This window comes from uncultured Desulfosarcina sp., from assembly GCF_963664155.2.
GTDB lineage: Bacteria > Desulfobacterota > Desulfobacteria > Desulfobacterales > Desulfosarcinaceae > Desulfosarcina.
Genome location: NZ_CAXXXH010000001.1, coordinates 2,102,360 through 2,126,989, shown reverse-complemented (window position 1 = coordinate 2,126,989; position 24,630 = coordinate 2,102,360). Strand labels below are relative to the sequence as shown.

The window sequence follows — 24,630 nt, the reverse complement described above, 5'->3', positions numbered from 1 at the left end:
AGTGTAATCCTTAGCATTCAGGTTTGGTTACAAAGGGATGGATGCCGTGGTACCTATGCTTTACCCGGTTCATTGTCAACCCGCCATTTTCCCATTTTGTCCGGAAAACTTAATCGGTTCCGGCGGCAATCGGTCGCCCGCTTTTACGTTATCGGCATCTTGGGGCAATGTGATCCGGATGCGAGCCCAGGCTCCGGACTCGCTCTCCATGATGATTCGACCCCGGTGAAGCCGAACAATCTGCCGGGCAATGCTCAACCCGAGCCCGGTGCCTCCATAGCGCTGGGCCCGTGACTTTTCAACCCGGTAGAACGGGTCGAACACCTTTTTCAGCTCGTCATGGGGGACGCCTGCTCCCGTATTGAACACGCTGATGGCGATCATGCCCCCTTCGTCGGATGCCTCGATGCGGATTTCGCCGGCTTCGCCATTGTATTTGATGGCGTTGTCCACCACGTTGACCAGCAGCCGCCTGAGTTTGTCCCGGTCCCCGCGAATCGTCAGCGTTCCGGAAAAAAATACGCCAAGGCGCAATTTCTTGGAAGCGATCGCCCCATCATAATCCCTTATGACGGATTCGACCAATGCCCTGAGGCTGAACGTCTCCAATTGCAGCGTATGGCTGAGTTCCAGGGCGGAGAGGGTCAGCAGTGTCTGTACCAGCCGGTTCATTCCCATCAATATTTGCTGTTGCTCCGCCAGCTCAACCCTGAGAGATTCCGGCAGATCCTGCCGCTGGACGGCCTGCTCCATGAAAAGCCGCAGGATGCCGATGGGGCTTTTCAGTTCGTGGGAGGCGCTGGCGAGGAACTGCTTCTGCTGGTCAAAGGAGAACTGGAGCCGGTCAAACATGTGATTCAGGGATCGGGACAGGTCGTAGAGTTCATCCCGGCTGCCGCCCAGGGGGATCCGCTGGCTCAGCGTTTTTTCATCGATCTCATGGGCCAGGCGGTTGATCTGGTTGACGGGCTTTAATATCCGGCCGGCCACATAAGTGCTGGTAACGGCCAGAAGCAGCATCGAAGCGGCCATTCCGAAAACCAGTGCGCCGATCAGTTCGCGGATCTCTTCATTCAGTTTGATCATGGGTTGGGCAATCTGAATGCGGTAGGTGAGCGCGCCGATGGTGATATCCCTTTCCTTGATCCGCAGGGCGATCTGATCGGAAAGTCCCTTGTCGTCGTCGGCTTCCAGATAACGCGCCAGTTCTTCCCCCTGATCCATGGGAACACGCAGCCGCACAGTATAGCCCCCTTCCCGGTGGTGTAGCGGCAGGCCCACCTGCCCGGCCAGCGACGACTGCCAGACCTTTTGCCCATTGGCATCAAAGAGCCGGATCCACAGCCCGGGAGACGATCGTGTCAACGCATCGAGATGTTCGGGCGTAACCGGTGCATGAAGGCGATCGGTCAGCATGTCCGCCTGGCGATCGATTTGTGAATCGAGGAGGTCGTAGGGCTGTTCCAGCATTTCGAAAAAAACCACCCCGGAGAATGCCAGGCTGGTCAACAGGCCCGCCCCGACGATCCAGAGGCTGATGCGGTGTTTGATTTTCACAGCGGCGTGTTCCTGACGATGTATCCCACCCCCCTTAGGGTCTGGATCAACCCGCCGCCTTCATTGCCGAGCTTTCGCCGCAGGTTCTTGATGTGGACGTCGATGCTGTTGGACATGGTGAACGGGTCGAATTCATCGCCCCAGACATGCTCGGCCAGGGTGAAACGGGAGACCGCCCGGTTGGTGTTGTATAAGAGGAATTCGAGAATCGAAAACTCCTTGGGGGTCAGGTCCACGGACTTCCCTTTGCTGGTGACCTTGCGGCTGACGGTGTTCAGGGCGACATTCCCGGCCTGCAGCATCGGCTGGCGGTGATCGCTGAAGCGTCTGAGCAGAGCCCGGGTCCGCGCCATGAGTTCGGCCATGGAAAAGGGCTTGGCCAGGTAGTCGTCCGCTCCCCGGTCCAGGCCGGTGATCCGGTCTTGGACGTCACCTCTGGCCGTCAACAGCAGAACGGGTGTTTTGATCCCGGCGGTGCGGATATCGTCCAGGACCTCCAGACCGTCTTTTTTCGGCAGCATGATGTCCAGAAGGATCAGGTCATAAGGGTTGGCAAACAGCTTGTCCAGGGCGACCTCGCCGTCTTCGGCGGTGTCCACATCGTAACGTTCCCGGGAAAGGGCCTGCCGGACTTGGTCACACATCTCGGGAGAATCTTCCACCACAAGAATTTTCATAACTGCCGGGGGTTGTTTCATTAAATGGGCTCTGCACAGCGCCCATGTCCTCTTTACGCCGCGGGTCGAAAACGGTAGAATCCAGGGAACCGGGGCGGCCACCGTGATTAAAATACCATAAAGGCGAAGTTTCCGTAAACATCCTTGATTTTTGGTGCCGGCAGGCCGCCCATAAACCCGCCGAGGTGGTCGACTCTCACCACCAGCACAATGGGGGTCTCCGGGCGTCGGTTATTTTCGATGAGACGCAACAGCGCATGGCCGTCAAGCATCCGGGTTTTTTCGGACTCGTGGTCCAGGCCATAGGCGAGTTCGTCCGGTGTGAGGAACAGGCGAATATTGTCGCGCTTGAGATAGGCGCATGTCGCCCGGATCAGATAGCCGTCCGCCACCACGACGGCCACGGGTGACACCAGGTGCCGATTTCTCTCCAGCAGGGGGCCCGGCGCTTTTTTTTGCGTGATGAAGTTGGGAAAAATAAAGGTGGATGCCGCAAAGAAAAAAAGGCCTGCCAGGGCAAACCATTTAAGCTTTTTAATGGGGTTCGCCTTCACCGCGCTCCATAGGACCCCGCCGCCCCAGACGGATAATCCGATGCAGGCCAAACCCCATTTCCAGGTTTCTCCAGGGCCGTAGGGCCGTGTGCCTAATATCCCTGTTAACTGATTGACGACCACCAAGGCTGCGCCGGAAAGGGTCAGGGCGGTCAAGAAGAGGGTTCCCAGGCGGTATGCCCGGTGCCGCCCCTGCTTGAAATAGTGCCACAGCCCCAGGGCCATCAGCAGGGCGGCGGGGGGAAAACAGGGCAGGATATAGGTGATCAGTTTGCCGGAAGAGGCGGAGAAAAAGAGAAACGGAATGGCGAACCAGCAAACGAGGAATCGGATGAGAGACCGTGGGAGGTCAATTTTTTTAAAACCCTGGATGACGGCCGGCAACAGTGCCGACCAGGGCAGGGTTCCGGCCACCATTACCGGAATGAAAAACCAGAAGGCCTCGGGATGCTGGCCATCGCCGGGCGATAAAAACCGTTGAATATGCTCCACCCAGAAAAAATAGGGCCAGAAATCTCCCTCACGCAAATGAATCAGAAGGCTCCAGGGCAGTGCCACCACAATTGCCGCACCGGCCGGAATCCATGCGGATTTCAGCAGCCAGCGCCAGCGCCTTTCCCAGAGAGCAAAGGCGCAAAGGGTCAGCCCGGGAACGGCAATGGCAATGAACCCTTTGGTGAGAAAGGCACCCCCGCAGAGCACGCCCGACAGAATCAGCAACCCGGTTTGGCGGGACGGGCGGCGTTCTTCGTAGGCAAAGAAAAAAGCCGCCATGGAGGCGGTGAGCAGCATGCCGAGCAGGTTGTCCAGGACGCCAAAGGTTCCGAGGGCCAGGATCTGGATGGATGTCAGAAAAATGGTCGGGGCCAGTAATGCCGGCGTCCCCCCCCCGGCAAACCGCCTTGCCAGCAGGAAAATGGCCAGAGCCGAAAGGCCCACGGAGAGAGCGGAGGGAAGGCGCGCGGCAAATGCATTTTCGCCAAAAGCCAGCATGGACACCGCGTTGACCCAGTATCCCATTACCGGCTTTTCAAAATAGCGCAGGCCGTCCAGGCGGGGCACCACCCAGTCGCCGGTGGCGATCATTTCCCGGGGGATTTCAAAATAGCGGGTTTCATCCGGAAGAAACAGGGGCCGGAAACCCAGCGGCAGGATATAGAGCAGCAGGTAGAGGGATACCAGGGCCACCACCGACGCGTTTATGGCAGATAGCCGGCCCGCTTTAGAGACGTGGACCTTTCGGGTCTCCAGTGTCTTTGAATATGGAAGTGACCTGTCAGGATCCGGTTCCTGTCCCCGATACCGCCGATCCCACGCGCTAGTCGTGATTGAATTCACAGTCAACCTCGGGGACGACCCATTTTTTCTGATTGGCGACAATTTTCATTGGAACGCTCCTATTCGATAGTGGAGCGCTGTATAGCAGGCCATCATGAAGAAACCGTGAAGAGATGGGCGAGGAAGATTCTTTTGGCGATTCGGGGACGCTTTCAGAGCCATAAATAGCATTGAAGCGTAAAAAAAGCAGGAACAGCGATGGGGTTGCAGGCGTTAATCGTCAGGTATCTGCGGCGGGGGTTTTCCGGGGGGGGCTTGAAATGCCATTTGAATGGCAGATCAAATATTTCGGTTCTCCGGGGCTGATCTGGAAGGATCAATCCCCTTGGGCGGGAAACAGCAGGTGACGCAGCCAGCCGAAAAGGGTGTTGCCCTGGAGCATGGCCTGCTCCCAGGCCATGAAGTCCCGGGAGAGTTTGGCCGGATCGGAGAAAAATGCGGCCCGGGTGGTGAAGGTTTCTTCGGCGTCCAGCTTTTTGACCACCCGGGCTGGGTTGCCGGCGGCCACGCAGTTGGCGGGCACCGAATCCACCACGATGGCTCCGGCGCCAACGATGCTGTTCTCGCCGATGGTCACCCCCTTGCAGATGATGGCGCTGTCCCCGATCCAGGCGTTTTTTTCGATGGACACCGGCATGGCCCTGCCGAAGGAGATGCGGTCGTAGATCCCGTGCCAGTCGGAATCGGTAATGTAGGCGCCGTTGGCGATCATGCAGTTGTCGGCGACGGTGATGCCGGCGGCGCTGCTGATTCTGACGCCGGGGCAGACCAGGCAGAAGTTGCCGATGGTGATATGCCCCTTGCCCGCCTGGTCCGGCCATACCGACAGCCGGATTTTTTTGTCCGGGGTGGCGATGACCGTGGCGAATTGTCCGATGGTGATCGGGGCGCCGAACAGCTCCACATGCCAGGGCCGCATGAATGTAAAACCCTTCCCCAGGTGGGCCAGCTGCGGCCGTAGAAAGTGGCTGGCATAAAATTTCTGAAGCCTGATGTATGCTTTCTTGATAACGTAAGGGCGGTGATCTTTAACCATGACCGTTTTCAGTCCACCAGGCGTGGCTGAACAGCCGCCCCCCGGGGGTGAAATTAAACAGGGCGTCGGCAGCCAAAAGCACTACCGCATTGGTCCAGGTGATCTTCTCTTCGGGCCACCGGGTCATGTCCGGAAAGGTGAATCCACACCAGAAGGAACCGTCATCGAACACGTGGTCCAACATCCAGTTGAAAACGATCCGGGCTTTTTCCGTGTCTCCCATGGCGGCCAGGGTCAGCACCAGTTCGGAACTTTCCGCGACCGTCACCCAGGGTTGGTCGGATACGCAGCGAACGCCCAGTCCCTCCACCACATATTTCTTCCACTGCCGGTCGATGCGCCGGTTGGCGGCTTCTCCGGTTACGGCCCCGCAGAGCACCGGGTAGAACCAGTCCATGGAAAAGCGGGATTTGGTCATGTTGAACAGATAGGGCCGGCTGCGGATGGCGTCGCCGAGACGCTTGAATGCATCGGCCCAGGGCACGGTCGACATGCCCAGTTCGGCGGCAATGGCCATGGCGCATTTCAGACTCATGTAGATCGAACTGGATCCGGTGAGCAGGGCCATGGGGTCTACCTTGCCCTGGGGGCTGATTGCCCAGCAGATCTCCCCGTTGGCGCACTGATGCCCGACGGCAAAGTCGATGGCCCGCCGCACCGTGTCCCACATGGCTTCGAGGAATTTGCGATCGCCGGTGATCAGCCAGTAATGCAACACGCCCACGGCGATGTATGCGCTCATGTTGGTTTCGCGGGTCCGGTCCTCGGGAATTCCTCGGCGATAGGCGGCAAACCAGCTGCCGTCATCCAACTGCATGGATCGCAACCAATAGAAGGCCCGCCGGGCCTGCTCCAGGTATCCTCCCACCACCAGTCCCATGGCTGCTTCCACATGATCCCAGGGATCGGTTTTTTCTCCGGTAGACCAGGGGATTTCGCCTGAGGGAAGCTGGGTGGCGGTGATCAGACGGCAAACCGCATCGACATCAACGGCAAGCTTCTGCCGCTGCTTGCAGATACTCACATTCATAATAATTACAGCCTTTTTTGGTTGCGCCAGAATCCAAACAAGTGTGTTGCAGTGGCCAGCAAACAATCAAATTACGTTGGAAATTAAGGAAATGCAAGGGAAAAGGACCCATCCGGGAAGCCCATTGTCAAGAGGCAGACAGGCTATTGCATGGAAACAGGGGCCCGGTCCGTCAGGTGTCCACGCCACGGGTTTTGCCACCGGTCTTCCCCCTCCAAAGCGGTTTACGCCTGTCAAAAATACCCCGGTCCGGCATCCTGCAACCGGGGGGAACCTTCTTGACTTGAATCGGAAAACTCTTTATGAACTGGACTTTACCGAAAAGGGCCGGTGCCCGAAGACAGATACCATCGCCCGATGAGGGCAACCATCAACTTATCATGCCAAATCGGCTGACGCCCATCCAAAGGCGGCAGCCTTCAGGACATACTTCATGAAAAATGCGCTCAGGGAAATCATTCTTGCGGCAGCCACGGCCCTTTACGAAAAAGGCATCTTCCCCTCGTCTGACTTTTGCGAGGTGGTGCTGGAAGAACCCAAGGCAGACAGCCACGGCGACCTGTCGACCAACATGGCCATGCAGATGGCCAAGACCCAGCGCATGCCACCTCGAAAAATCGCCGAAACGCTCATCGACCATCTGGAGGACAAAAAGGGCATCATCGACCATACGGAAATTGCCGGGCCGGGGTTCATCAATTTCTTCATCCGCCCGTCCGCCTGGTACCCGGTGCTGGCCGCCATCCACGAGCAGGACGACCAGTTTGGGCGTTGCAACCTGGGCAAGGGGACCCGCATTCAGATCGAATTCGTCAGTTCCAATCCCACCGGTCCCCTTCACGTGGGCCATGGACGGGGCGGTGCCGTGGGGGACAGCACCGCCAATATTCTCTCTTTTTGCGGATATGAGGTGCAAAAAGAGTATTACATCAACGATTCCGGCCGACAGATCCAGACCCTGGGTCTGTCTGTCTACCTGCGGGGAAAACAACTGCTGGGCGAAACCGTGGATTTCCCCGACATCTGCTACCAGGGGGATTACATCCGGATTCTGGCCAGCGAACTGCTTGAACGGGACGGCCGGGAAATTTTTGAAGCGGACGAGGCGGATGCCATCATGTCCTGCGCCCGGTATGCAGCGGAGAAGATTACCGAAGGTATGCGGGCCGACCTGGTGGATTTCGGAGTGACCTTCCACCGATGGTTTTCGGAACAAAGCCTCTATGACTCGGGAAAGGTGGAGGCGGATATCCGCGATTTCAAGGAGAAGGGACTGATTTACGAGAAAGACGGCGCCCTGTGGTTCAAGACCAGCGACTACGGCGACGAGAAGGACCGCGTGGTAGTGCGTCAGAATGGTCAGACCACCTACTTCGCATCGGACATCACCTATCATAAGGACAAGTTCGAACGCGGGTTTCACAAAGTTATCGACGTGTGGGGGGCCGACCATCACGGCTACATCCCGCGTATGAAAGCCGCCGTGGAGGCCTCCGGATACGACCGGGAACAGTTCGACGTCCTTCTGGTGCAACTGGTCAACCTGCTGCGGGCCGGCCAGCCCGTGGCCATGTCCACCCGGGCCGGCGAGTTCGTCACCCTGGCCGATGTGGTCAAGGAGGTTGGCCGGGATGCGGCCCGGTTTATCTTTCTGACCCGCCATTATGACAGCTCCCTTGACTTCGACCTGGAACTGGCCAAGCAGAAGACCAACGACAACCCGGTCTATTATGTCCAATATGTCCACGCGCGCATCTCCAGCATCCACCGCAAGGCCGCGGCCGATGGGCTGGATGTGAGCGGCTTTTCGCCATCGGATCTTTCCGCCCTGGAAACTTCGGAAGACATCGCCCTGATCAAGGCCCTGGCCCGCTATCCGGAAACCGTCGAAACTGCCGGTCTTTTTATGGAGCCTCATCGCATCACCTACTATCTGATGACCCTGGCCGCGGCTTTTCACACCTATTATAACCGGCATCGGGTCCTGTGCGAAGACGATATGAAGCTGACCCGGGCCAGGCTCTACCTGATTTCGGCCGTTCAGAAGGTGATCCGCAACGGACTGGCGCTGCTGGGCGTGTCGGCTCCGGATTCCATGTAGGTCCCCTGTAGTGGACTCCATTTCCGGGTAAAGGAAGCAATCTGTGACAGAGGGCAAGGCCACCGCCTTAAAACGCCGGATTGCCTGGGGGCGATACCTCCTGGTCTTTTTTGTTGCGGCATGGATGTTCGTTCTTGGTGTGCTGGTGGGCCGGGGGACGGCTCCGGTGAATTTCGACACCCAGGCGCTGCAAAAAGAGCTGGCCGCTCTGCGTGACGCCATGATGAAAAAGGAGCGGGACGCGGTAGAAAAAGCCATCCGGGGAGAAGATGAAAAGGCGCCTTTGGAGTTTTATGAAGCCCTGAAAAAAGACGGACCGGACATCACCGTCCAGATTCCCGCACCCGAGGTATCGACAACTGAACCGTCCCCCCAGGCGGAAACCGTCGAATCGCTGCAACCGCCCCACAAGTCGCGAACCGCCGTCATGGCAAAAAAATCCACGGCGGCGGATACGCCGACTGTCGGGACAACTCCGGCAGCTGCGGAAACCCCGGGCAATCTGACCATCCAGGTGGCCTCCCTGAAGGATGGGGCAGCTGCCGAGCGAATCGTTGCAAATCTGAAAAAGGATGGGTATCCTGCCTACTTGTCGAGAATTGTCATTCCCGACAAGGGCCTCTGGTTTCGGGTTCGGGTGGGTCGCTACACGGACCGTGAACAGGCGACAGCGGACATGGATCGGCTGACCCGAGGACAGAGAAAACCCATCCTGGTCAAAAAATAGAAAAGGTTGAACCTGATGAAAATCACCAAAACGGAAGTCCTGCATGTGGCTCACCTGGCCCGACTGGAAATCGGAGACACGGACGTCGACCGGTTGGCCGGCCAGATCGGCACCATTCTCGATTATGTAGATACCCTGAAGCAGGTGGACACCACCGGGGTTCCTTCCACGTCCCATGCCATTACGCTGACCAATGCCTTTCGGGAGGATGAGTTGCAGAACCATCTGGATCCGGAGGCCGCCCTGGCCAACGCCCCGGAAAAGGACGATGGTGCCTTTGCGGTACCCAAGGTGATCTGACGGCCATTTGCCGTTCCGACAATGGCCCTATCCGCCAATAACGCGCCAAGGATGTGAACCGATGAAACTGCATGAACTGACCATCGCGCAGGCTTCGGGCCTGCTGAAAAAAAAAGAGATTACTTCCGTGGAACTGACCCGGGCGGTACTCGACCGCATCGATGCCGTGGACGGCAAGGTCGGTGCCTACCTGACCGTCGATGCCGAGGGTGCCATGGCTCAGGCCAAAGCGGCGGACCAGTGCCTGGCCAGCGGTGACCCTGCGTCGCTGACCGGCATCCCGCTGGGCATCAAAGACCTGATCTGCACTAAAGGCCTTCGTACCACCTGTGCATCGAAAATCCTTGAAAATTTCGTTCCGCCCTACGATGCCACAGTGATTTCCAGGTTGAAAAATGCCGGAGCGGTGATCGTGGGCAAGCTTAACATGGATGAATTTGCCATGGGCTCCACCACCGAGCATTCCGGCTTTCAGGTTACCCGCAACCCCTGGAATCTGGATCGTATCCCCGGCGGTTCCAGTGGCGGGTCGGCGGCGGCGGTGGCTGCGGATATGTGCCTGGGAGCCCTGGGTTCGGACACTGGCGGTTCCATTCGCCAGCCCGCCTCCCACTGCGGGGTGGTGGGGATCAAGCCCACTTATGGCCGGGTATCCCGTTTCGGACTGGTGGCCTTTGCCTCTTCGTTGGACCAGATCGGTCCATTGGGCAAAACCGTGGCCGACTGCGCCATTTTGCTGGATGCCATCGCCGGCCATGACCCCAAAGACTCCACCTCCGTCCCCGAACCGGTGCCGACATTTTCGGCGATCGCCGAAAATGGGCTTTCGGATGTGGTGGTGGGTATCCCCAAAGAGTACAGTTTCGCCCAAGGGCTGGATCCTCAGGTGGCTGCGGCGGTTGAACGGGCGGTAAAAACCATCGAATCGCTGGGCGCCCGATGCATCGATGTCTCCCTGCCCCACACCGATCATGCCGTGGCCGCCTATTACGTGATCGCTCCCAGTGAAGCCAGTTCCAATCTGGCCCGCTACGATGGCGTGAAATACGGATTTCGCGACAAGGTGCAGACCGATCTGCTTCAAATGTACCGCAGCACCCGGTCTCAAGGATTCGGCCCGGAGGTGCAGCGGCGAATTATCCTGGGCACCTATGCCCTTTCCGCCGGCTACTACGATGCCTATTATGGCAAGGCTTCCCAGATTCGCACGCTGATCAAGAATGATTTTCAAACGGCCTTTGCATCCTGCGACGCCATTGTCTCTCCGGTAGCGCCCACGCCGGCCTATCCCATCGGTGAGACCCTTGATGATCCACTGACCATGTACCTGTCGGATATCTTCACCCTGTCGGCCAACCTGGCCGGCATCCCGGGGATCTCGGTCCCCTGCGGTTTTTCCGATGACGGCCTGCCCATCGGTCTGCAGATCATGGGACGCCATTTTAACGAATCGATGCTTTTCCAGATTGCCCGGCAGTTCGAACGGGCGGCAACCCTTACGGATAAAAAACCGCTCCTGTGACCGAGGAGTGAGAAGAATAGAACGTGCATACACAGACGGTTAACGAAAGGTTCCCATGAGCATACAGCCTGAAGGCGAAAGCTTGAGAAAAGCAGTCCAGTGGATATCCGAAGAAAAAAAGGCGGGGTCACCCAAAAGCCGTCAGCAACTCATGGAGGCGGCCTGTCTGAAATTCAACCTGACCCCCATGGAGGCGGAGTATCTGTCCCGCAGTTTTAAAGAGATCGCCAAATAGCTTAAACAATGTCCCGAATCAGAATCCTTCCGGAGATCCTGTCCAATAAAATCGCTGCCGGGGAAGTGGTGGCGCGGCCGGCCTCCGTGGTCAAGGAACTGGTCGAAAATGCAATCGATGCCGGCAGCACACGGATCATCGTGGAAATTGAACAGGGTGGGCGAAAACTCATTCGTGTGTCGGACAACGGACAGGGAATGGGCCGGGACGATGCCCTGCTCTGTTTAGAGCGGTATGCGACCAGCAAGATTGCCAAGGATCCAGACCTGTTTGCCATTCGTACCCTGGGATTCCGGGGAGAGGCGCTGCCCAGCATCGCTTCGGTCTCCCGGTTTACCCTGGTCACCCGGGAAACGGATGCCGACGTGGGAACCCAGATCGAGGTGGCGGGGGGGCGGATCAATAAAGTTTCCGACGTGGGTGCCCCTCCCGGCACCATGATCGTCGTGGGTGGCCTCTTTTACAACACCCCTGCCCGGCGGAAGTTTTTGAAAAGCATCGATACGGAAATGGGCCACATCGCCGATACCATTGCCAGTATGGCCCTGTGTCGTCCGTCCCTTCAGTTCAGGCTGTCGCACAACAACCGGATCGTAAAAAGCTGGGCAGCGGCCTCAGACCCCACGGATCGGGTGGCCGATGTCCTTGGCGCCGCCATTAAAAAGGAGCTGCATCCGGTTGACCGGGTCACCGGGGATATCGAAATCAGCGGATGGGTGGCCGCCCCGCGCATGAACCGGTCTACTGCGCGGGGCATTTATCTGTTCGTCAATGGTCGCTGGGTCAAGGATCGGGTGATTCAGCACGCCCTGTTTGCCGGTTATTCCGGACGGCTGATGAAGGGCCAGTATCCGGTGGCAGTGCTGTTTTTAAGGGTTCCCTTCGACCAGGTGGACGTGAATGTACACCCCACCAAACACGAAATCCGGTTTGCCCATCAGAAATGGGTTCACGACACCGTGCGGGACGCCGTGGCCGATGCCCTCAGACGATCGGATCCCACCCGGTGGAAAGCGCATGAACCCGGGATCGCCGAAACGGTCCAGCGGCCGGTTGCCGTGTCCGAGCTGCATGTTGAATACGAAATGCCGCAGACGCCTGAAACAGGCCATCATGGTAGCCGGCCGGGTGACGCGGTGGACCGCACAGGAGCCTCAATGGTCCATGCCGCTGTGGCAGAGAACAGGCATAAGCCATGGCCGCCCCCAGGTTCCGTCAATACGCCGGCAGCACCGAAACACCCAACGGTCAGCAGCGGCACGCCAATTCGACAAGCGCCGTTATGGAATCAGCGGTTTTTTGCCGACCTGACCTTCATCGGCCAGTATAAGGGCACCTATATCATCTGTGAAGCCCACGATGGCCTGATGCTCATCGATCAGCATGCGGCCCACGAACGAATCGTTTTCGAACAACTCAAACGCCAGTCCAATGCGCGTCGTCCCGCCGCCCAGCGCCTGCTTCTGCCCGAAACCATCGACCTGGGATTCCGTGAAGCCCAGATCCTGGAAAAACTGGCTCCGGAGCTGGACCGCTATGGGCTGGAAATTGAGCCTTTCGGCGGAAACACGTTCGTGGTCAAAGCCGTACCCACACTGCTTAACAGCGGTGGCATTCCGGGGTTGGTTACCCAGCTCGTCGAAAAAGCAGCGGAAATCGGCGCGGGCGCCGAGATGGAAACGATGATGGATGAATGCCTCATGGTCATGGCCTGCCACAATGCGATCCGGGCCCACCAGCAGCTCACCGAGATGCAGATCAGGGCCATGCTCGAACAACTGGATGCCTGCGACAACCCGTCGCACTGTCCCCACGGCAGACCCATCTGGATCCGATGGACCGTCAAGGATCTGGAAAAGCAGTTCCAGCGGATTGTCTGATGGCACATTTCCCGTCAACAGGTTGACAAAATGTGTACACTACCGCTGTAAATGAAAGATGCCATCAATCGGCTACATAAAAGAACCGATGATTGAATATCAAGCAATATAATATGATAACAATAAGTTGCCTCCAAAAAAAAGGAGAAATCCATGATTCTGTGCCAACTATAGCATTCCGGTATGACTTTTGCTTTTATCTCCAGCGGTTTGGATTGATGGCCGAATGCGGTCCAACGTTCTAAAATGCGGAGAAAGATATGGTCAGCTGCAGTCGACGTGAATTTTTTAAAATCGGAACCGGTTTTCTGGCCACCTGCCTGGTGCCGGCAGCGGGATGGTCCGCTCTGCTGCCGGACAGCACCCGTCGCTCCTTATCTTTTTATAACACCCATACCGGCGAACGGCTCAATGTCTGCTATTTTAAAAACGGCGCCTATTGTCCCGGCGCCATGGGACAGATAAACCACATCCTAAGGGATCACCGCACCGGTGATATCGAACCCATGGATGTTCGACTGATGGACCTGCTCTATACCGTGAACCAACGCTTGGGCTCCTGTTCTTCCTTTCACATTATTTCCGGTTACCGCTCCCCCCAGACCAACGCCCTGCTCCGCAAGAAAAGTACAGGGGTGGCCAAGTTCAGCTATCACATGCTGGGACGCGCCATCGATATTCGCCTGCCCGGGTGCGATACCCACCAGCTGCGGCAAGCCTGCCTGGACTTGGAACTCGGCGGTGTCGGCTACTATCCCCGGTCCGATTTCGTCCACGTAGATACCGGGGCTTTTCGAACCTGGAACGGGTAACGGGCCACCGCCACCCTCTTTCATTAAAAGCAATAGGCCACGATGGATGGTTTTCATCTCCATGGTGGCCCTGATTTTTCTGCGTTTATCGCCCTGTCGGTCTTGCGGTTAATGTAAAAAAGCAGCCGCCTGGTAGGTTCTTCGCCGGTCAAGTGCACGCGATAGATCGCGGTCCCGGTCGTAAATGTCGCTGCGGAACTGGATCTCACCCGTTTCGTCCGCCCAGGCAGTCATATACAGAATGTGCACCGGAACCGGATGTTTCAACAGGATGGTTCGGGTGTCCCCTGTTTCAATGGCTTCAGTCAATGCGTCGGGCGTCCATCGTTCATCACCCGCCAGCGCGAAATTGGCAAGCGCAGCAGGTGCTTCCACCCGGATACAGCCGGAACTGAAATCCCGCTGAACCCGCTTGAAGAGAGAGCGGTTGGGGGTGTCGTGCAGGTATACGGCAAACTGGTTGGGAAACATGAATTTAAGGTGGCCCAGGGCGTTATAGGGACCTGGATCCTGGCGAAGCCGGAAGGGGAAACGGTTGGCATGGTAGGCGTGCCAGTCCACGGTGGCGGGATCGACTTCCGGTGCGTCCACTTCCCAGCTTCGAAACACACGGATACCCCTCTGGGCCAGGTAGGCAACATCTTTTTGAAGCTCGGGCAGGATATCCTCGATGGCGATGGTAGTGGGCACATTCCAGTATGGGTTGAGCACCAGGTAGGTCATGTTGGCGCTGAACACGGGAGAGCGCCTGGCCGGCCGCCCCACCACCACCCGCATCTGCAGGGCAACCTGGCCATTTTCCACCGTTTTGAGGGTAAAATCGGCTGTGTTGACAAGGATGTACCGGGCGCCCAGATCATGGGGCAGCCACCGCCATCGTTCGAGATTGAGTTCCACCTGGCGGATGCGCTGTTCGACGGGAACGTTTAACATTCCGATCGTGTCGCGTCCCACAATGCCATCCGCATTCAATCCGTTGCGCTGCTGAAAGCGCTTCACTGCGGACGCGAGGGCGGCATCGAAATAAAGCGGGTCGTCATCCTGGCCGGTTGGGTCAAGATCACCGATTACCGCAAGCCGGCGGCGGAGACCGACCACCGCGGAACCGGCATCGCCCGGCCTGAGTGTTTGGCTGTTATCCATCACCGGCCAACCGCTGGCAGCGGCCAGGCTGCGAAGTTGAGCCAACGCGTTGCGAAGATTCCAATATCCGCTGTGCGCCGGGCGTAATTTTTCCAACTCAGCGTTGATATCACCGGTTGAGGCAGCGCGGGTAAGGGAAGATAACAGGTCCACGGCACCCGGGTTGATCTTCCAGTCGGTGTGAAGGGTTTCGGGGTTTACCCGTCCGGCAGCCAGATGGGAACCATACAAGAGGAAGGCATCGGTGAGAATCAGGTCCAGATCTGCCCACAAGTCGGGAGAGACCGAGGTCGGACCTGCAACCGACGATTGCTCGCATACGTCGGCGAGCAAATTGCGGATGGCCTCCAGGTGGTAGTCAAAGGGTGAAAGTCCATCCTCTCCGGCGCGTCCGATGGTATCGGCCATGGCCTCCGCTTTCTCCAGGCGAAGCGAAGCATCGATCCACAGAGGCAGATGCTTTGTATTGCGGTAGGCCAGCGGCAGCATCTCGATGCCGCAGATCATTTCTCCCTGACAGGATAGGGACGGGGCGGTCGGGTCCCCGTCCAGCCGGCTTTGAATGACGGCCTGCACCTGATCGATCATGGGCTCGGCCGCCCGGGTTTGCGGCGCCATCCCGAAAAGAGCGCATGCCAGAAAACCGGCGAACAGCAGAAACATGGCCACTATGGCCGATGACTTTTTATTTGACGGTGGTGTTTGCATACCGGATTGACTGTGGTGAAAAAGGAGCAAAAAACAGAACCTATGCGGCTTGATCTTTTTTCCCAAAAAAGATAGCCCGCAGAACCAGCGGGCTATCGGGTCGTGGTATAAACTGGCGGAGAGAGAGGGATTCGAACCCTCGGTGCAGCTTTCACCACACACTCGCTTAGCAGGCGAGCCACCAATTTTAGGTAATCGTATACATATCGCTTTATTATTTTGTATAACAAATGGTTAAAAGATATCAACTTTCAGCAACTTTCAATAAATGATCTGTTTCTTGAATCGATTGTAACGATTTTTGTAACGATTTTTTGACCTGAATGATCTGCCACTCTTACTATCAAATCATCCTTTTTACCACCAAATAAACAGCGTACCCGACGCCGAACCCTAACGGCAACATGATTCATGGTCGACACAATGGGGTCTCTTTGAATTTCCAAGCATAGATTCCGACTGCCAGGACACTTATGATTTTGGGGAGCATGATCTATAGTAAATGATCAACAGGCCATTGTTCAGATTTATCAGGTTGAGGTAACCCTAAAGCGTTTTTTATATGCCACTTCCAATATATCAGCCGATTGCCATTAGACTGGATCCTTTTTGTATCCAGTTGTTTATATATCTGTACAAGCTTTTCAGGACTCTGGCCCGCTAATATTTTTTCTCTTTCGATTTTTATCTTATTGGCCGTTCTATTTCCATAATAAGCTATATTCCGTTTTACCCGTTTAATCCCAGCATCTGTTTTCACGTCACTCTCATCAATATCAAAGTACCACGGATGATTCATTGTACCAATCCAAATAGAATGGTTAAAAAAGGGTGATAAATCATCAACTAAAGCTTCTATATTGTTAGAATTCAACATCGGTTCAATACTAACAGATGTCCTAAAACCGGACATAAAGGCATACTCTAAAGAAGCTTTTCTTTCCGCATAATTTGGTGCATTTGGTTCCCAGAATGATAAAATTTTATCATCTTTTGCACCGATTGTGAATCGAAATATTATTTGATTTTTGTATTCTTTTAAATCATCACAAACCTCAGTAATGATGTTGCACAAAGGTTTCGAAACAAGAAGGATTCGATTTCCAGCTTCCAACAATTTATTTAGCACAATTTTACAGGAATCTAAGTTACTCAAAGTTATATCATGTGTGCCTGGAAACATAATCGGCTCATCAAAAAGCGTATAATCTTTATCAACGTCTTTCTGACGAATAATTTCATGTCTCCAATCCTGTAATGATATTCTTTTTTTATTGATAGCATCTCCTTTTGCAAAACAATAAACACAATCATTTGAACATCCATTGCAGCAACTTATTGTTTTATAAACCCAATCCTGAAATTTAGAACGTTTTCCAACTTTCTTAGAAGGTTTCATTAAAAGGTCCTCTTGGTTAAAATAAACTGAGATTAACAACAATATTTGAGGGTAAAGATTTCCCGAATACATAAATATATCGGTAGATTTCGTTTTGACTTTAGCTATGTGATGATGACTTGAAAATAATTTGTTAAAGGATAACTGACTGACTTTTTATTTTTTAATTGTCAATATAGATCAGGAGAAAAAATATTCCCGCCAGCTCTCGATAACCTTAAACTGGATTCTGCGGACAATTCGTCACACTGCCCAGCTCAGGTATGTAGGTTGTGATACCACGAGATTGAATGGATGGAAATATAAAAGGAGCAAGACCCCGATTGGCAGAGTCTTGCCCTAAGAAGGAGAAGCGAGAGGCAGCGCAGTTCAGTTTTTTGCTGGTAATCCCGGAGGTCGTTTAGGAACCAGCAAAATATCAACTCAGATCAATGGGGTATTGTTTCTCTTCACTGGTTATTGTCAGAGCAGATTCTGTGCCGATTATTCAAAAAGACAATATTTCAGGTAATAACAGGCAGTAAAGAATTTTTAATTTAAAACGAAGTGTTCTTGTGTGACATTTTATATAATGTCGATTGACCGATTATTGACATTTCTTCGTCTGATTCGATTTCAACACATCCCAACTATTTAATTTCATGTAAAATATAGTTCTTATCCATTGGTTTGCTTTTTGCAGTTTCTCATTTAGTTGCCAAAACAAACACCAATGGAGATTTTTTATGATGTGGTATCTGGTCATCATTAAAGCGCTCGTTCCAATCTTAATGCTTTGTTTTCCGGTTATCTTAATCCTGTCCTTTTTGAAAACACCCTGGTTTAAAGGTGTATGCGGGGAATTCTATGTTCACGTATTGGCAAAGATCCACCTGAACAAGGATAAATATCACGTTCTGAGAAACGTCACGCTGCCCACTACTGATGGTACGACCCAGATTGATCATATCATCGTCTCTGAATACGGCGTTTTTGTAATTGAAACAAAAAACATGAAGGGATGGATATTTGGCGGCACCCATCAGAGACAGTGGACCCAGAAAATATTCAAGTATACAAATAAATTTCAAAACCCGATCCACCAGAACTACAAACACGTAGAAACGTTGAAATCGATTCTGGAATTGAACGACCGGCAGATTTTCTCTGTCGTTGTTTTTGTAGGTAGCAGCACCTTTAAAACTGACATGCCTGAAAATGTCATCAATGGCCCCGGTCTGATAAAATATATCAAATCCAAAGACCAGAGCGTGCTATTCGATGCTGATGTTCAAATGATTCTATCCAAGATTGAAGCAGAGCGTCTGGTGCCATCGAGGAAAACCACCAGGGCACATATAGATCATGTCAAACAGATTGTTGCCGAAAAACAGACCCGGCTTGTCCATATAGGTTCTGGAGTGGCCACAGCTATCCAACTGAGTGATGATAGGTGGAGCCAGGATATCGAGATCGAGCCTGCATTTACGGACTCATGGGAAAATAGATCGTGGCAAATCGACCAAGTTCAAACCAAATTTAAGGACCGGGCCTTTCCGTGATGTCGTTCAGAATTTCTTTTTAAATCTTTCAAAGGAATCTAAATGCCGAGAGTTGCCCGCCTATTTTTCACCTTCTTCATCCTTTCCCTTACCGCCATAGTCCATGCGGATGACATAATCATCGGAAAAGTGGTTGGCGTTGCAGATGGCGATACCATCACCGTTCTCGAAAACCGCACTCAATACAAAATCAGATTGTATGGTATCGATACGCCGGAGAGTCACCAGGACTTTGGAAACAGGGCCAAACAATTCACCTCTGATTTGGTATTCGGAAAACAGGTCTGCGTCATTAAAAAGGATATGGATCGCTATGGCCGCACTGTCGGAATGGTCTATGTGGGAGATGTTTGTGCGAATGAAGCTCTGATTGAGAATGGTCTGGCCTGGGTATATCGGAAATATTGTAAGATGGAGATCTGCGAGAGCTGGTTGGAACTGGAATCAATGGCCATAGATGGGGATATCGGTCTTTGGTCGCATCCAAATCCAGTGCCGCCGTGGGATTTCCGCGGGGAAAACGGTTGTAACCTTAATTTGTCCATTTTGATCGGAAATCACCAAAGGGATCCCAGATTCCTTTTCAATCCACTGCCATTTCCCCAGACATCCCCGGTAGCATGTCGCAGTAGCATGCTGTGCGTTGAGTACGGAATGCCTTTTCATAGGAGATTGTTTTTATAATTACAATTTAAGAAAGCACCTTTGAAGACCGATAATTAGATTATGATAAAAATGCAATGGGCAGCTATATCCGACTTAGTTTTTATGATTTGATTAAAAATAAATAGTTTGAGTTAGCCGGAGTGAAATAAGAAAGGAATATATATGAAAGACTCCTTACCAGTTATTATACCCCCAGATTCAGAGGGTCTTTATTTGTTTCCTACAGGTTACATGCTTAGTGCAATGAAAGGAAGAAGTCATCCTTATAGTCCATGTAATGAGTGTCTTGCTAAACCTGCTAATTGTGAGGTATATAGACACATTGATAAATGTCAACCGGTAGCTGATTATTATAATGCTTTAATACATAAAGAGCCTACTATAGTTTGTACATTCATTATTAATAGTCATGGAGTTGGGGAACCTTTTTTATTTAATGGTTCTAAAAATTGTACAATTGAAGATTTAATACAAGCATCTATGGGGAAAAAAAATATGTCGAATGGTTCTGTATTTGATTATAATAAACATTTGGAATATACAAAATACTTAGAATCTTTAGAGTATTATAATCTCTTATAACATACTTAAATGATGGGATGTCCATCTTAAAGGACGATTTTTTTCCCAGTTTATAATGACTTTGGAAAGATGGTCACAATGCAGCTGAATCGGTGGTCAGTTTGCAGCGGAATGAGTGGTCACTATGGGCGGAATACGCACTCAAGGGACGAGACCCGGTATCACGGGAAAAGTGTCTGGGGGGTGAAAGTTGGGTTGGGGAGACGATGAAATCAATACTTACATTGACAACCAAAGGTGCGCTACAGATATCGGGCAAGCCTGGCCATTATTTTCTGGCCATTTGAAGTATCTATTGTGGCTTGAAATGTAGATCGTAGGGTCATCGCCAGAGGAATTAAATGTTGTATTTAGAATCCTACTATAATCTTCGTGATTTAAAATAGATGCGAGTTTTTTAAACGAATAATTATCCTTTACATATCCGACCATCATTGCATCCTGCATCGCCCAAGCGTAATCACCATTAACGAACCGTATCAATCCTTTCTTGCAGTAGCAGGATAAAATCGGGTGGTTACGGTCCACAGGTTTGCATTCCACAAAAAGGCCATCTTGGTCGCTGAAAATTGGTAATTGATCTCGCTTTAGATCGAAAACGATATCAGGCATCTTGTCAGGGTGCATCTTATCAACGTTTGCGATCTTTGGGTCCCGGATAACCTTACCAAAAAGAGCACAGTTAAATCCATCCACATCACCGTTTTTCCGCAAACGGTTTTCAATGATTTCAACCAGTAACTGAGTAATGATTTTTTCATCTGCCGATTTTCGAACAAAACCGGCAGGTGGAGTTTCTTCAAGTAATTGCCAGGCCGTTCTAATTACTTTACAAAGAATCAAAACTATACGTAGAGAGATTTTCGGATGAGGAAGTTTGTACTCAATACCTTGCGTAAAAAAGCCGATTGCCATCAGCTTCTCCCTATGGGGAACGTATCAAGATGATGGCGCAGAATTTGAGAGGCACATAGGCGGGCACGACTTAACGTCCAGTAACGGTATTGGCCAATGATCCCGACAAGCAGATGCTCCTTTTCATGTACAATGACACGACTACAGCCTGTTTTGTTAGCTTCTTCAGCAATTTTTGAAATAAGTTTTTTCTGCTCTGTTTGTGTCAGACTTTGAAGGATGGAAGATGAAGAAACCGTAAAGAAATGCCAAGGTGATCGAAAATCTTGCTCTGAAATATCAATCTCATCAATCGATACCGTTTCATGAGTAACCTCAAAAGAAGGTTGAAGCAGTCGTTGAAGCCCAATATAAAACACATTGCGTTCAGCCTTTATAGGTGGTGCATTTGCGCGATTACGAGAATCTTTGAAGGGAGTGGCGACTTTAAGTGTATCTTCAATAACTTGACGGTCATACTGATCAAGACCGTAGAGATTAAAAATGAAATCGTTGATCTCTTTCCAGGGTTTATTGGCCGCGGTTTCAAGTTGACTGGACAGTTTCATGGTTTTTTGTCGTTGTTGCTTGGTTAGCAAAGCTTTTGCCGGAAACGGGAAATTTTCTATGTTTTCTTTTAGAAAAGTTCTTCGTTCAGCACCCATCCTCGAACTCGTCATCAACACATGATACCTGAACAGATCTGTATGAGTGATCAGATGAAGCATAGCTATGATCCCAGCCGCATCTTTACAGCCGTGGGCTGAAAAACCGTAATAACTTTTTCGAAAGACAGTTGGTTCCCTTACAATCCAAGATTTTGGCGAAGTTAGCGAACTCCCAGGTGATTCTGGTACAATAAGCAGTGGAGGTGTATATAGTTCTATGCGTCTTGGCATATGCGCTTCGGAATCTTTGAACTTAGGTAGGGATGATATATCAACCAAAAAAGCATCATTTGCTGGTGGAATAAAATCGGGTAGCCCGCAAATGAAAGATGCATCATACTGTCGCAGTTTGGGCGAGCGATTGTATCCCAATCCCGAATAAAGCCCTTGGCTTTTCCAATATTTCTTAACAGTAGGCCAATTCAAATCATCAACCTTGTGAACAATTTCCACATCAAGAGCAGTCCCAACCGATAGTGTTTTCAATAGCCGAGAATTCTTAATAACGTCAGACACAGCTATTGGCTGAGCAGATTGGTAGTCAATACGAATGCGTCCTTTGTCATTCAGGTGTTTTTCAAAATGAGGTGTAACAAAATGGAAATGGTGATTGTCGGCTGGCACTTGATTCCGCGCGAAAAAGAGCATGAAAGGCTGATTCATACCCGGCCATACCGCCAAACTATCTGATAGGTTTGACCCGTTGAGTATTCCCGTAACTTCAATCCCTTTCAGTATGGTATTAAACGTCCGAGTGCCGGATGCTGTTTGCTTAAGAAAAATCCGCCCGGGTAAAGCCATGGCAATAATTCCCCCAGGTTTTGCCCATTGAATAGATTTCCACAGAAATGGCAGGTCCGGGTTATTGTCCGGATTACGGTATGTCTTCGCCATGTCTTCAAGTCCACGGTCAATCAGAATCTGACGTGTCAAATTAGTGAAAATGACATTTTGTGCCTTAATTTCGCGCCTGGTTTTTTCATCGTCTCCTTTCAAGCGACTCCAAGGTGGGTTACCAATTATCATATCGAAACGACCATCAAAGTTTTGGGGGAGATCTGGACGCAAACTGCCCAGCACAAATCCTCTGGTCGACTGCTCTTCGACTCGTCGGTGATTATAAAGCACTTTTCCTTGTAGTGGCTCTGGAAACTTAAGGCTCTTGGGAGGTCGAGGTGTGCCATTTAGCTCTATAGCGGTAATATATAGTGATAACGCTGCCAGACGCAGGGCCGACTCACTCACATCGAAGCCGGAAAGCTGGTTGTAGAGAATAGACTGAATTGTCTTGGTGTCGGGTCGCTTTTTATCATTTTCCCAACGAGCGGCCACCAGTTTTCTAAATGCGAGGACGAGAAAAATCCCGGCGCCACAACTTGGATCTAATATCCGGGCATCTTTCTTTTCAGTAACACCTTCAAATGCATCGTCTACAAGATAGCGCGCAATGTTCTTGGGTGTGTAGTACGCACTTGTCTGTTCTCTCTGTTGAAGATCCCAAATTTTACTGAAGTTTTCATAAACCTGGCTAAGTACACCGATGGGGATGTGGGCAAAGTCAAGATCACCCCAATCTATCAGCTGTTGAAAAGCCTCGTTACCAGCATGCTTCCATCCCTCTATGATGGCTCGCATGTGGAAAAATAATTTTCCAGCCGTTTGTTTGTCTGCCTGGCTGAAAACCGAATTATAATCGCCTGAAAGTGGAAGCATGTCGCCATTGAAGGTTTCATCAAGCCACCGGCATGTTGCAACGGAATTTATAATATTGGAAAAGCAGTCACCAGGAGATTTTGCCTGCGGGCAAACGGAAGTAAGTTCGGTGGATCGGATTATCTTGCGATCCCACAAGAAGCGGAAAAATAAAGCTCGTCCCAGAAACGAGAGAACGTCTAATTGGTTGAGTTCGTAAGTTTTTATGAGCAGTTTTGAAGATCGGGTCATCAGATCATTAATTGTCCCGAATACATAATCAGGTTCTTCAGGTTGTCCTTCCATGGTGAAGATGCCATTCACAATACTCTGAAAAAAAAACGGGGCTTTTGAAGACTCCTTTTTTATTGTTGTTTTGCGGCTGTTAGCCAGAATGGAACGGTCTAAGTTTATGGGAAAAACATGCAACTCACCAGGACTCAAGACACTAAGATATGCCCGTTCTCCACGGTTAGCCAAAAGGCACTGCAAATCCAATACGTTTTTCTCGCCAAATGCTCTTTTCTGATCGGCTGATACAATGTAAAGCAGCGGCCTGGACTGAAATTCGGCGACCGCATCGACTTTGAGCCTCTCTTTTCCGGATATCTTCAGCAAATCAAGGTAGTCTAAATGCCTTGGGTTCGGTTCATCGTCAAGCAGCACAACATCGTGACACCCAAAGGCTTTGACTGTGTTGACGATATTCATGAATAGCTCCGATGATTCTCTGTTCGAACAATTCCCCTATATCTCCCAAGGATATGGATGAGGTCACTATTGCCCTTAGCATACTTTAGATCTTTATAGGCAGGATTGTCAGACTTGAGTACAAGCGAATTATATGACAAATAGAATCGCTTTAAGGTAGCCTCATTTTCAATAAGAACAGCCGCTATTTCCCCGTTTTCAACAACATCCTGTCTTTGAATAACGGCAATATCACCGTTTCTGATTCCTGCGCCTGTCATGCTATCACCACGCACATGGAGCGCAAAAAGCTCACCGTTACCGAACAAAGCAGGGGAGATTGGGAGATGGTCTTCAAAATTCTGCTCTGCCCATATTGGAATTCCAGCCGCAATATTACCAAGCAAGGGTATAGAATCCTCCTGCTGTCGGATGATCTTTGTCGGTGGAGTTGTTAAATGGATTCCACGGGCTTTGCCACTATCCAGTCGAATATAGCCTTTTTTTTCAATCAGTACAAGGTGACTGCGCACAGCATTGAGGCTGCTAAACTTGAAATAGTCTCGTATTTCAGCCTGTGTCGGTGGATAACCATTGTCAATCTGCCATTCGGCAATAAAGTCACGTATCTTAGATTGTTTATCTGTCAGGTCCTTCATTATTGTCCAGTGGATGCCATAATATACTGGTAAAATAAACACTATTATAATATACAGTATATAAAAAGCAAGACATGAATAGATGCCGACTTATAAACCCAGCGACATTAGGTTTTCCATCAAACGACAAAATTACAATAAATACCCCTCCCGATCCATTGACCAGAAGGGGTTCCTATTGCCACTGTCCAAAGTCGGGCCTTTAACGCAGCATCCCCA

20 protein-coding genes and 1 pseudogene are annotated in these 24,630 nt (G+C 51.6%); 10 read left to right on the top strand and 11 right to left on the bottom strand.

The annotated features are described in order from the left end of the window. Nucleotides 1–75: 75 nt before the first annotated feature. The 5 genes from ACHZBS_RS09755 to ACHZBS_RS09735 all read right to left on the bottom strand — a co-directional run bounded on the left by ACHZBS_RS09755 (nt 76) and on the right by ACHZBS_RS09735 (nt 6,192). Nucleotides 76–1,557, bottom strand: a complete 1,482-nt coding sequence (locus tag ACHZBS_RS09755) for a HAMP domain-containing sensor histidine kinase (protein WP_319406305.1) — start codon at nt 1,555–1,557, stop codon at nt 76–78. Further along, nucleotides 1,554–2,255: a response regulator transcription factor gene (locus ACHZBS_RS09750; protein WP_319406304.1), complete on the bottom strand. Its 702-nt coding sequence runs from the start codon at nt 2,253–2,255 to the stop codon at nt 1,554–1,556. Before ACHZBS_RS09750 ends, ACHZBS_RS09755 begins: the two co-directional genes overlap by 4 nt. Before the next feature lie 86 nt (nt 2,256–2,341). Continuing rightward, nucleotides 2,342–3,976, bottom strand: coding sequence for a phospholipid carrier-dependent glycosyltransferase (locus tag ACHZBS_RS09745; RefSeq protein ID WP_319406303.1), 1,635 nt, complete (start codon nt 3,974–3,976; stop codon nt 2,342–2,344). Nucleotides 3,977–4,442: 466 nt separating this feature from the next. Beyond that, nucleotides 4,443–5,162 (bottom strand): acyltransferase, encoded by a 720-nt coding sequence (locus tag ACHZBS_RS09740; RefSeq protein ID WP_319406302.1) that lies wholly within the window; start codon nt 5,160–5,162, stop codon nt 4,443–4,445. Then, the gene (locus ACHZBS_RS09735) at nt 5,155–6,192 is read right to left on the bottom strand and encodes a phenyltransferase domain-containing protein (RefSeq protein ID WP_319406301.1); all 1,038 of its coding nucleotides are present in this window, start codon (nt 6,190–6,192) and stop codon (nt 5,155–5,157) included. The genes ACHZBS_RS09740 and ACHZBS_RS09735 overlap by 8 nt, the downstream gene beginning before the upstream one ends. Nucleotides 6,193–6,625: 433 nt before the next feature. On the opposite strand from ACHZBS_RS09735, the gene argS reads away from it, so the two are divergent. From argS to ACHZBS_RS09700, 7 genes are all read left to right on the top strand, one after another. Next, the gene (argS, locus tag ACHZBS_RS09730) at nt 6,626–8,293 is read left to right on the top strand and encodes an arginine--tRNA ligase (protein WP_319406300.1); all 1,668 of its coding nucleotides are present in this window, start codon (nt 6,626–6,628) and stop codon (nt 8,291–8,293) included. Between the two features lie 43 nt (nt 8,294–8,336). Then, nucleotides 8,337–9,020 carry an SPOR domain-containing protein gene (locus ACHZBS_RS09725; protein WP_319406299.1) on the top strand — a complete coding sequence of 228 codons (684 nt, stop codon included), beginning with the start codon at nt 8,337–8,339 and terminating at the stop codon, nt 9,018–9,020. A gap of 15 nt (nt 9,021–9,035) precedes the next feature. Further along, a complete protein-coding gene (gene gatC / locus ACHZBS_RS09720; RefSeq protein ID WP_319406298.1) occupies nt 9,036–9,320 on the top strand; it encodes an Asp-tRNA(Asn)/Glu-tRNA(Gln) amidotransferase subunit GatC in 285 nt (94 codons plus the stop codon). A gap of 61 nt (nt 9,321–9,381) precedes the next feature. After that, a complete protein-coding gene (gatA, locus tag ACHZBS_RS09715) occupies nt 9,382–10,842 on the top strand; it encodes an Asp-tRNA(Asn)/Glu-tRNA(Gln) amidotransferase subunit GatA (protein ID WP_319406297.1) in 1,461 nt (486 codons plus the stop codon). A 55-nt stretch (nt 10,843–10,897) separates the two neighbouring features. After that, the gene (locus tag ACHZBS_RS09710) at nt 10,898–11,077 is read left to right on the top strand and encodes a hypothetical protein (protein WP_319406296.1); all 180 of its coding nucleotides are present in this window, start codon (nt 10,898–10,900) and stop codon (nt 11,075–11,077) included. A gap of 8 nt (nt 11,078–11,085) precedes the next feature. Beyond that, nucleotides 11,086–12,957, top strand: coding sequence for a DNA mismatch repair endonuclease MutL (gene mutL, locus ACHZBS_RS09705; RefSeq protein WP_319406295.1), 1,872 nt, complete (start codon nt 11,086–11,088; stop codon nt 12,955–12,957). 260 nt (nt 12,958–13,217) lie between these two features. Beyond that, a complete protein-coding gene (locus tag ACHZBS_RS09700) occupies nt 13,218–13,769 on the top strand; it encodes a DUF882 domain-containing protein (RefSeq protein ID WP_319406294.1) in 552 nt (183 codons plus the stop codon). Nucleotides 13,770–13,877: 108 nt separating this feature from the next. Here the strand turns inward: ACHZBS_RS09700 and ACHZBS_RS09695 are convergent, their stop codons facing one another. Further along, nucleotides 13,878–15,575 carry a L,D-transpeptidase family protein gene (locus ACHZBS_RS09695; RefSeq protein ID WP_319406293.1) on the bottom strand — a complete coding sequence of 566 codons (1,698 nt, stop codon included), beginning with the start codon at nt 15,573–15,575 and terminating at the stop codon, nt 13,878–13,880. A 538-nt stretch (nt 15,576–16,113) separates the two neighbouring features. After that, nucleotides 16,114–17,019, bottom strand: a complete 906-nt coding sequence (locus ACHZBS_RS09690) for a radical SAM protein (RefSeq protein WP_319406292.1) — start codon at nt 17,017–17,019, stop codon at nt 16,114–16,116. Nucleotides 17,020–17,744: 725 nt separating this feature from the next. Between ACHZBS_RS09690 and ACHZBS_RS09685 the strand changes: the two genes are divergently transcribed. Next, on the top strand, nt 17,745–18,560 hold the full coding sequence (locus ACHZBS_RS09685; protein ID WP_319406291.1) for a nuclease-related domain-containing protein: 816 nt from the start codon (nt 17,745–17,747) through the stop codon (nt 18,558–18,560). Between the two features lie 42 nt (nt 18,561–18,602). Continuing rightward, nucleotides 18,603–19,028, top strand: a pseudogene (locus ACHZBS_RS09680) (thermonuclease family protein); the annotation flags it as partial. On the opposite strand, the gene ACHZBS_RS09675 reads toward ACHZBS_RS09680, so the two are convergent. Then, the gene (locus ACHZBS_RS09675) at nt 19,005–19,226 is read right to left on the bottom strand and encodes a DUF4186 family protein (protein ID WP_394708040.1); all 222 of its coding nucleotides are present in this window, start codon (nt 19,224–19,226) and stop codon (nt 19,005–19,007) included. The pseudogene ACHZBS_RS09680 and the gene ACHZBS_RS09675 sit on opposite strands and share 24 nt — an antisense overlap. Nucleotides 19,227–19,388: 162 nt before the next feature. Between ACHZBS_RS09675 and ACHZBS_RS09670 the strand changes: the two genes are divergently transcribed. Next, nucleotides 19,389–19,808 carry a hypothetical protein gene (locus tag ACHZBS_RS09670; protein ID WP_319406289.1) on the top strand — a complete coding sequence of 140 codons (420 nt, stop codon included), beginning with the start codon at nt 19,389–19,391 and terminating at the stop codon, nt 19,806–19,808. A 219-nt stretch (nt 19,809–20,027) separates the two neighbouring features. On the opposite strand, the gene ACHZBS_RS09665 is transcribed toward ACHZBS_RS09670, so the two are convergent. From ACHZBS_RS09665 to lexA, 3 genes are read right to left on the bottom strand one after another with little or no spacing between them, the layout of a single operon-like run. Continuing rightward, nucleotides 20,028–20,723, bottom strand: a complete 696-nt coding sequence (locus tag ACHZBS_RS09665) for a hypothetical protein (RefSeq protein ID WP_319406288.1) — start codon at nt 20,721–20,723, stop codon at nt 20,028–20,030. Then, complete coding sequence (locus ACHZBS_RS09660; RefSeq protein ID WP_319406287.1) at nt 20,723–23,773, bottom strand: N-6 DNA methylase; 3,051 nt, start codon at nt 23,771–23,773, stop codon at nt 20,723–20,725. The genes ACHZBS_RS09665 and ACHZBS_RS09660 overlap by 1 nt, the downstream gene beginning before the upstream one ends. Beyond that, nucleotides 23,770–24,411 carry a transcriptional repressor LexA gene (gene lexA, locus ACHZBS_RS09655; protein WP_319406286.1) on the bottom strand — a complete coding sequence of 214 codons (642 nt, stop codon included), beginning with the start codon at nt 24,409–24,411 and terminating at the stop codon, nt 23,770–23,772. Before lexA ends, ACHZBS_RS09660 begins: the two co-directional genes overlap by 4 nt. Nucleotides 24,412–24,630: the final 219 nt, after the last annotated feature.

Coding starts and splice junctions, on each gene's coding strand:
- ACHZBS_RS09750 (WP_319406304.1), bottom strand. CDS start 2,255: ATGAAACAACCCCCGGCAGTTATGAAAATTCTTGTGGTGGAAGATTCT.
- ACHZBS_RS09740 (WP_319406302.1), bottom strand. CDS start 5,162: ATGGTTAAAGATCACCGCCCTTACGTTATCAAGAAAGCATACATCAGG.
- ACHZBS_RS09735 (WP_319406301.1), bottom strand. CDS start 6,192: ATGAATGTGAGTATCTGCAAGCAGCGGCAGAAGCTTGCCGTTGATGTC.
- argS (WP_319406300.1), top strand. CDS start 6,626: ATGAAAAATGCGCTCAGGGAAATCATTCTTGCGGCAGCCACGGCCCTT.
- gatC (WP_319406298.1), top strand. CDS start 9,036: ATGAAAATCACCAAAACGGAAGTCCTGCATGTGGCTCACCTGGCCCGA.
- gatA (WP_319406297.1), top strand. CDS start 9,382: ATGAAACTGCATGAACTGACCATCGCGCAGGCTTCGGGCCTGCTGAAA.
- ACHZBS_RS09710 (WP_319406296.1), top strand. CDS start 10,898: ATGAGCATACAGCCTGAAGGCGAAAGCTTGAGAAAAGCAGTCCAGTGG.
- mutL (WP_319406295.1), top strand. CDS start 11,086: ATGTCCCGAATCAGAATCCTTCCGGAGATCCTGTCCAATAAAATCGCT.
- ACHZBS_RS09700 (WP_319406294.1), top strand. CDS start 13,218: ATGGTCAGCTGCAGTCGACGTGAATTTTTTAAAATCGGAACCGGTTTT.
- ACHZBS_RS09695 (WP_319406293.1), bottom strand. CDS start 15,575: ATGTTTCTGCTGTTCGCCGGTTTTCTGGCATGCGCTCTTTTCGGGATG.
- ACHZBS_RS09690 (WP_319406292.1), bottom strand. CDS start 17,019: ATGAAACCTTCTAAGAAAGTTGGAAAACGTTCTAAATTTCAGGATTGG.
- ACHZBS_RS09685 (WP_319406291.1), top strand. CDS start 17,745: ATGATGTGGTATCTGGTCATCATTAAAGCGCTCGTTCCAATCTTAATG.
- ACHZBS_RS09675 (WP_394708040.1), bottom strand. CDS start 19,226: ATGAAAAGGCATTCCGTACTCAACGCACAGCATGCTACTGCGACATGC.
- ACHZBS_RS09670 (WP_319406289.1), top strand. CDS start 19,389: ATGAAAGACTCCTTACCAGTTATTATACCCCCAGATTCAGAGGGTCTT.
- ACHZBS_RS09665 (WP_319406288.1), bottom strand. CDS start 20,723: ATGGCAATCGGCTTTTTTACGCAAGGTATTGAGTACAAACTTCCTCAT.
- ACHZBS_RS09660 (WP_319406287.1), bottom strand. CDS start 23,773: ATGAATATCGTCAACACAGTCAAAGCCTTTGGGTGTCACGATGTTGTG.
- lexA (WP_319406286.1), bottom strand. CDS start 24,411: ATGAAGGACCTGACAGATAAACAATCTAAGATACGTGACTTTATTGCC.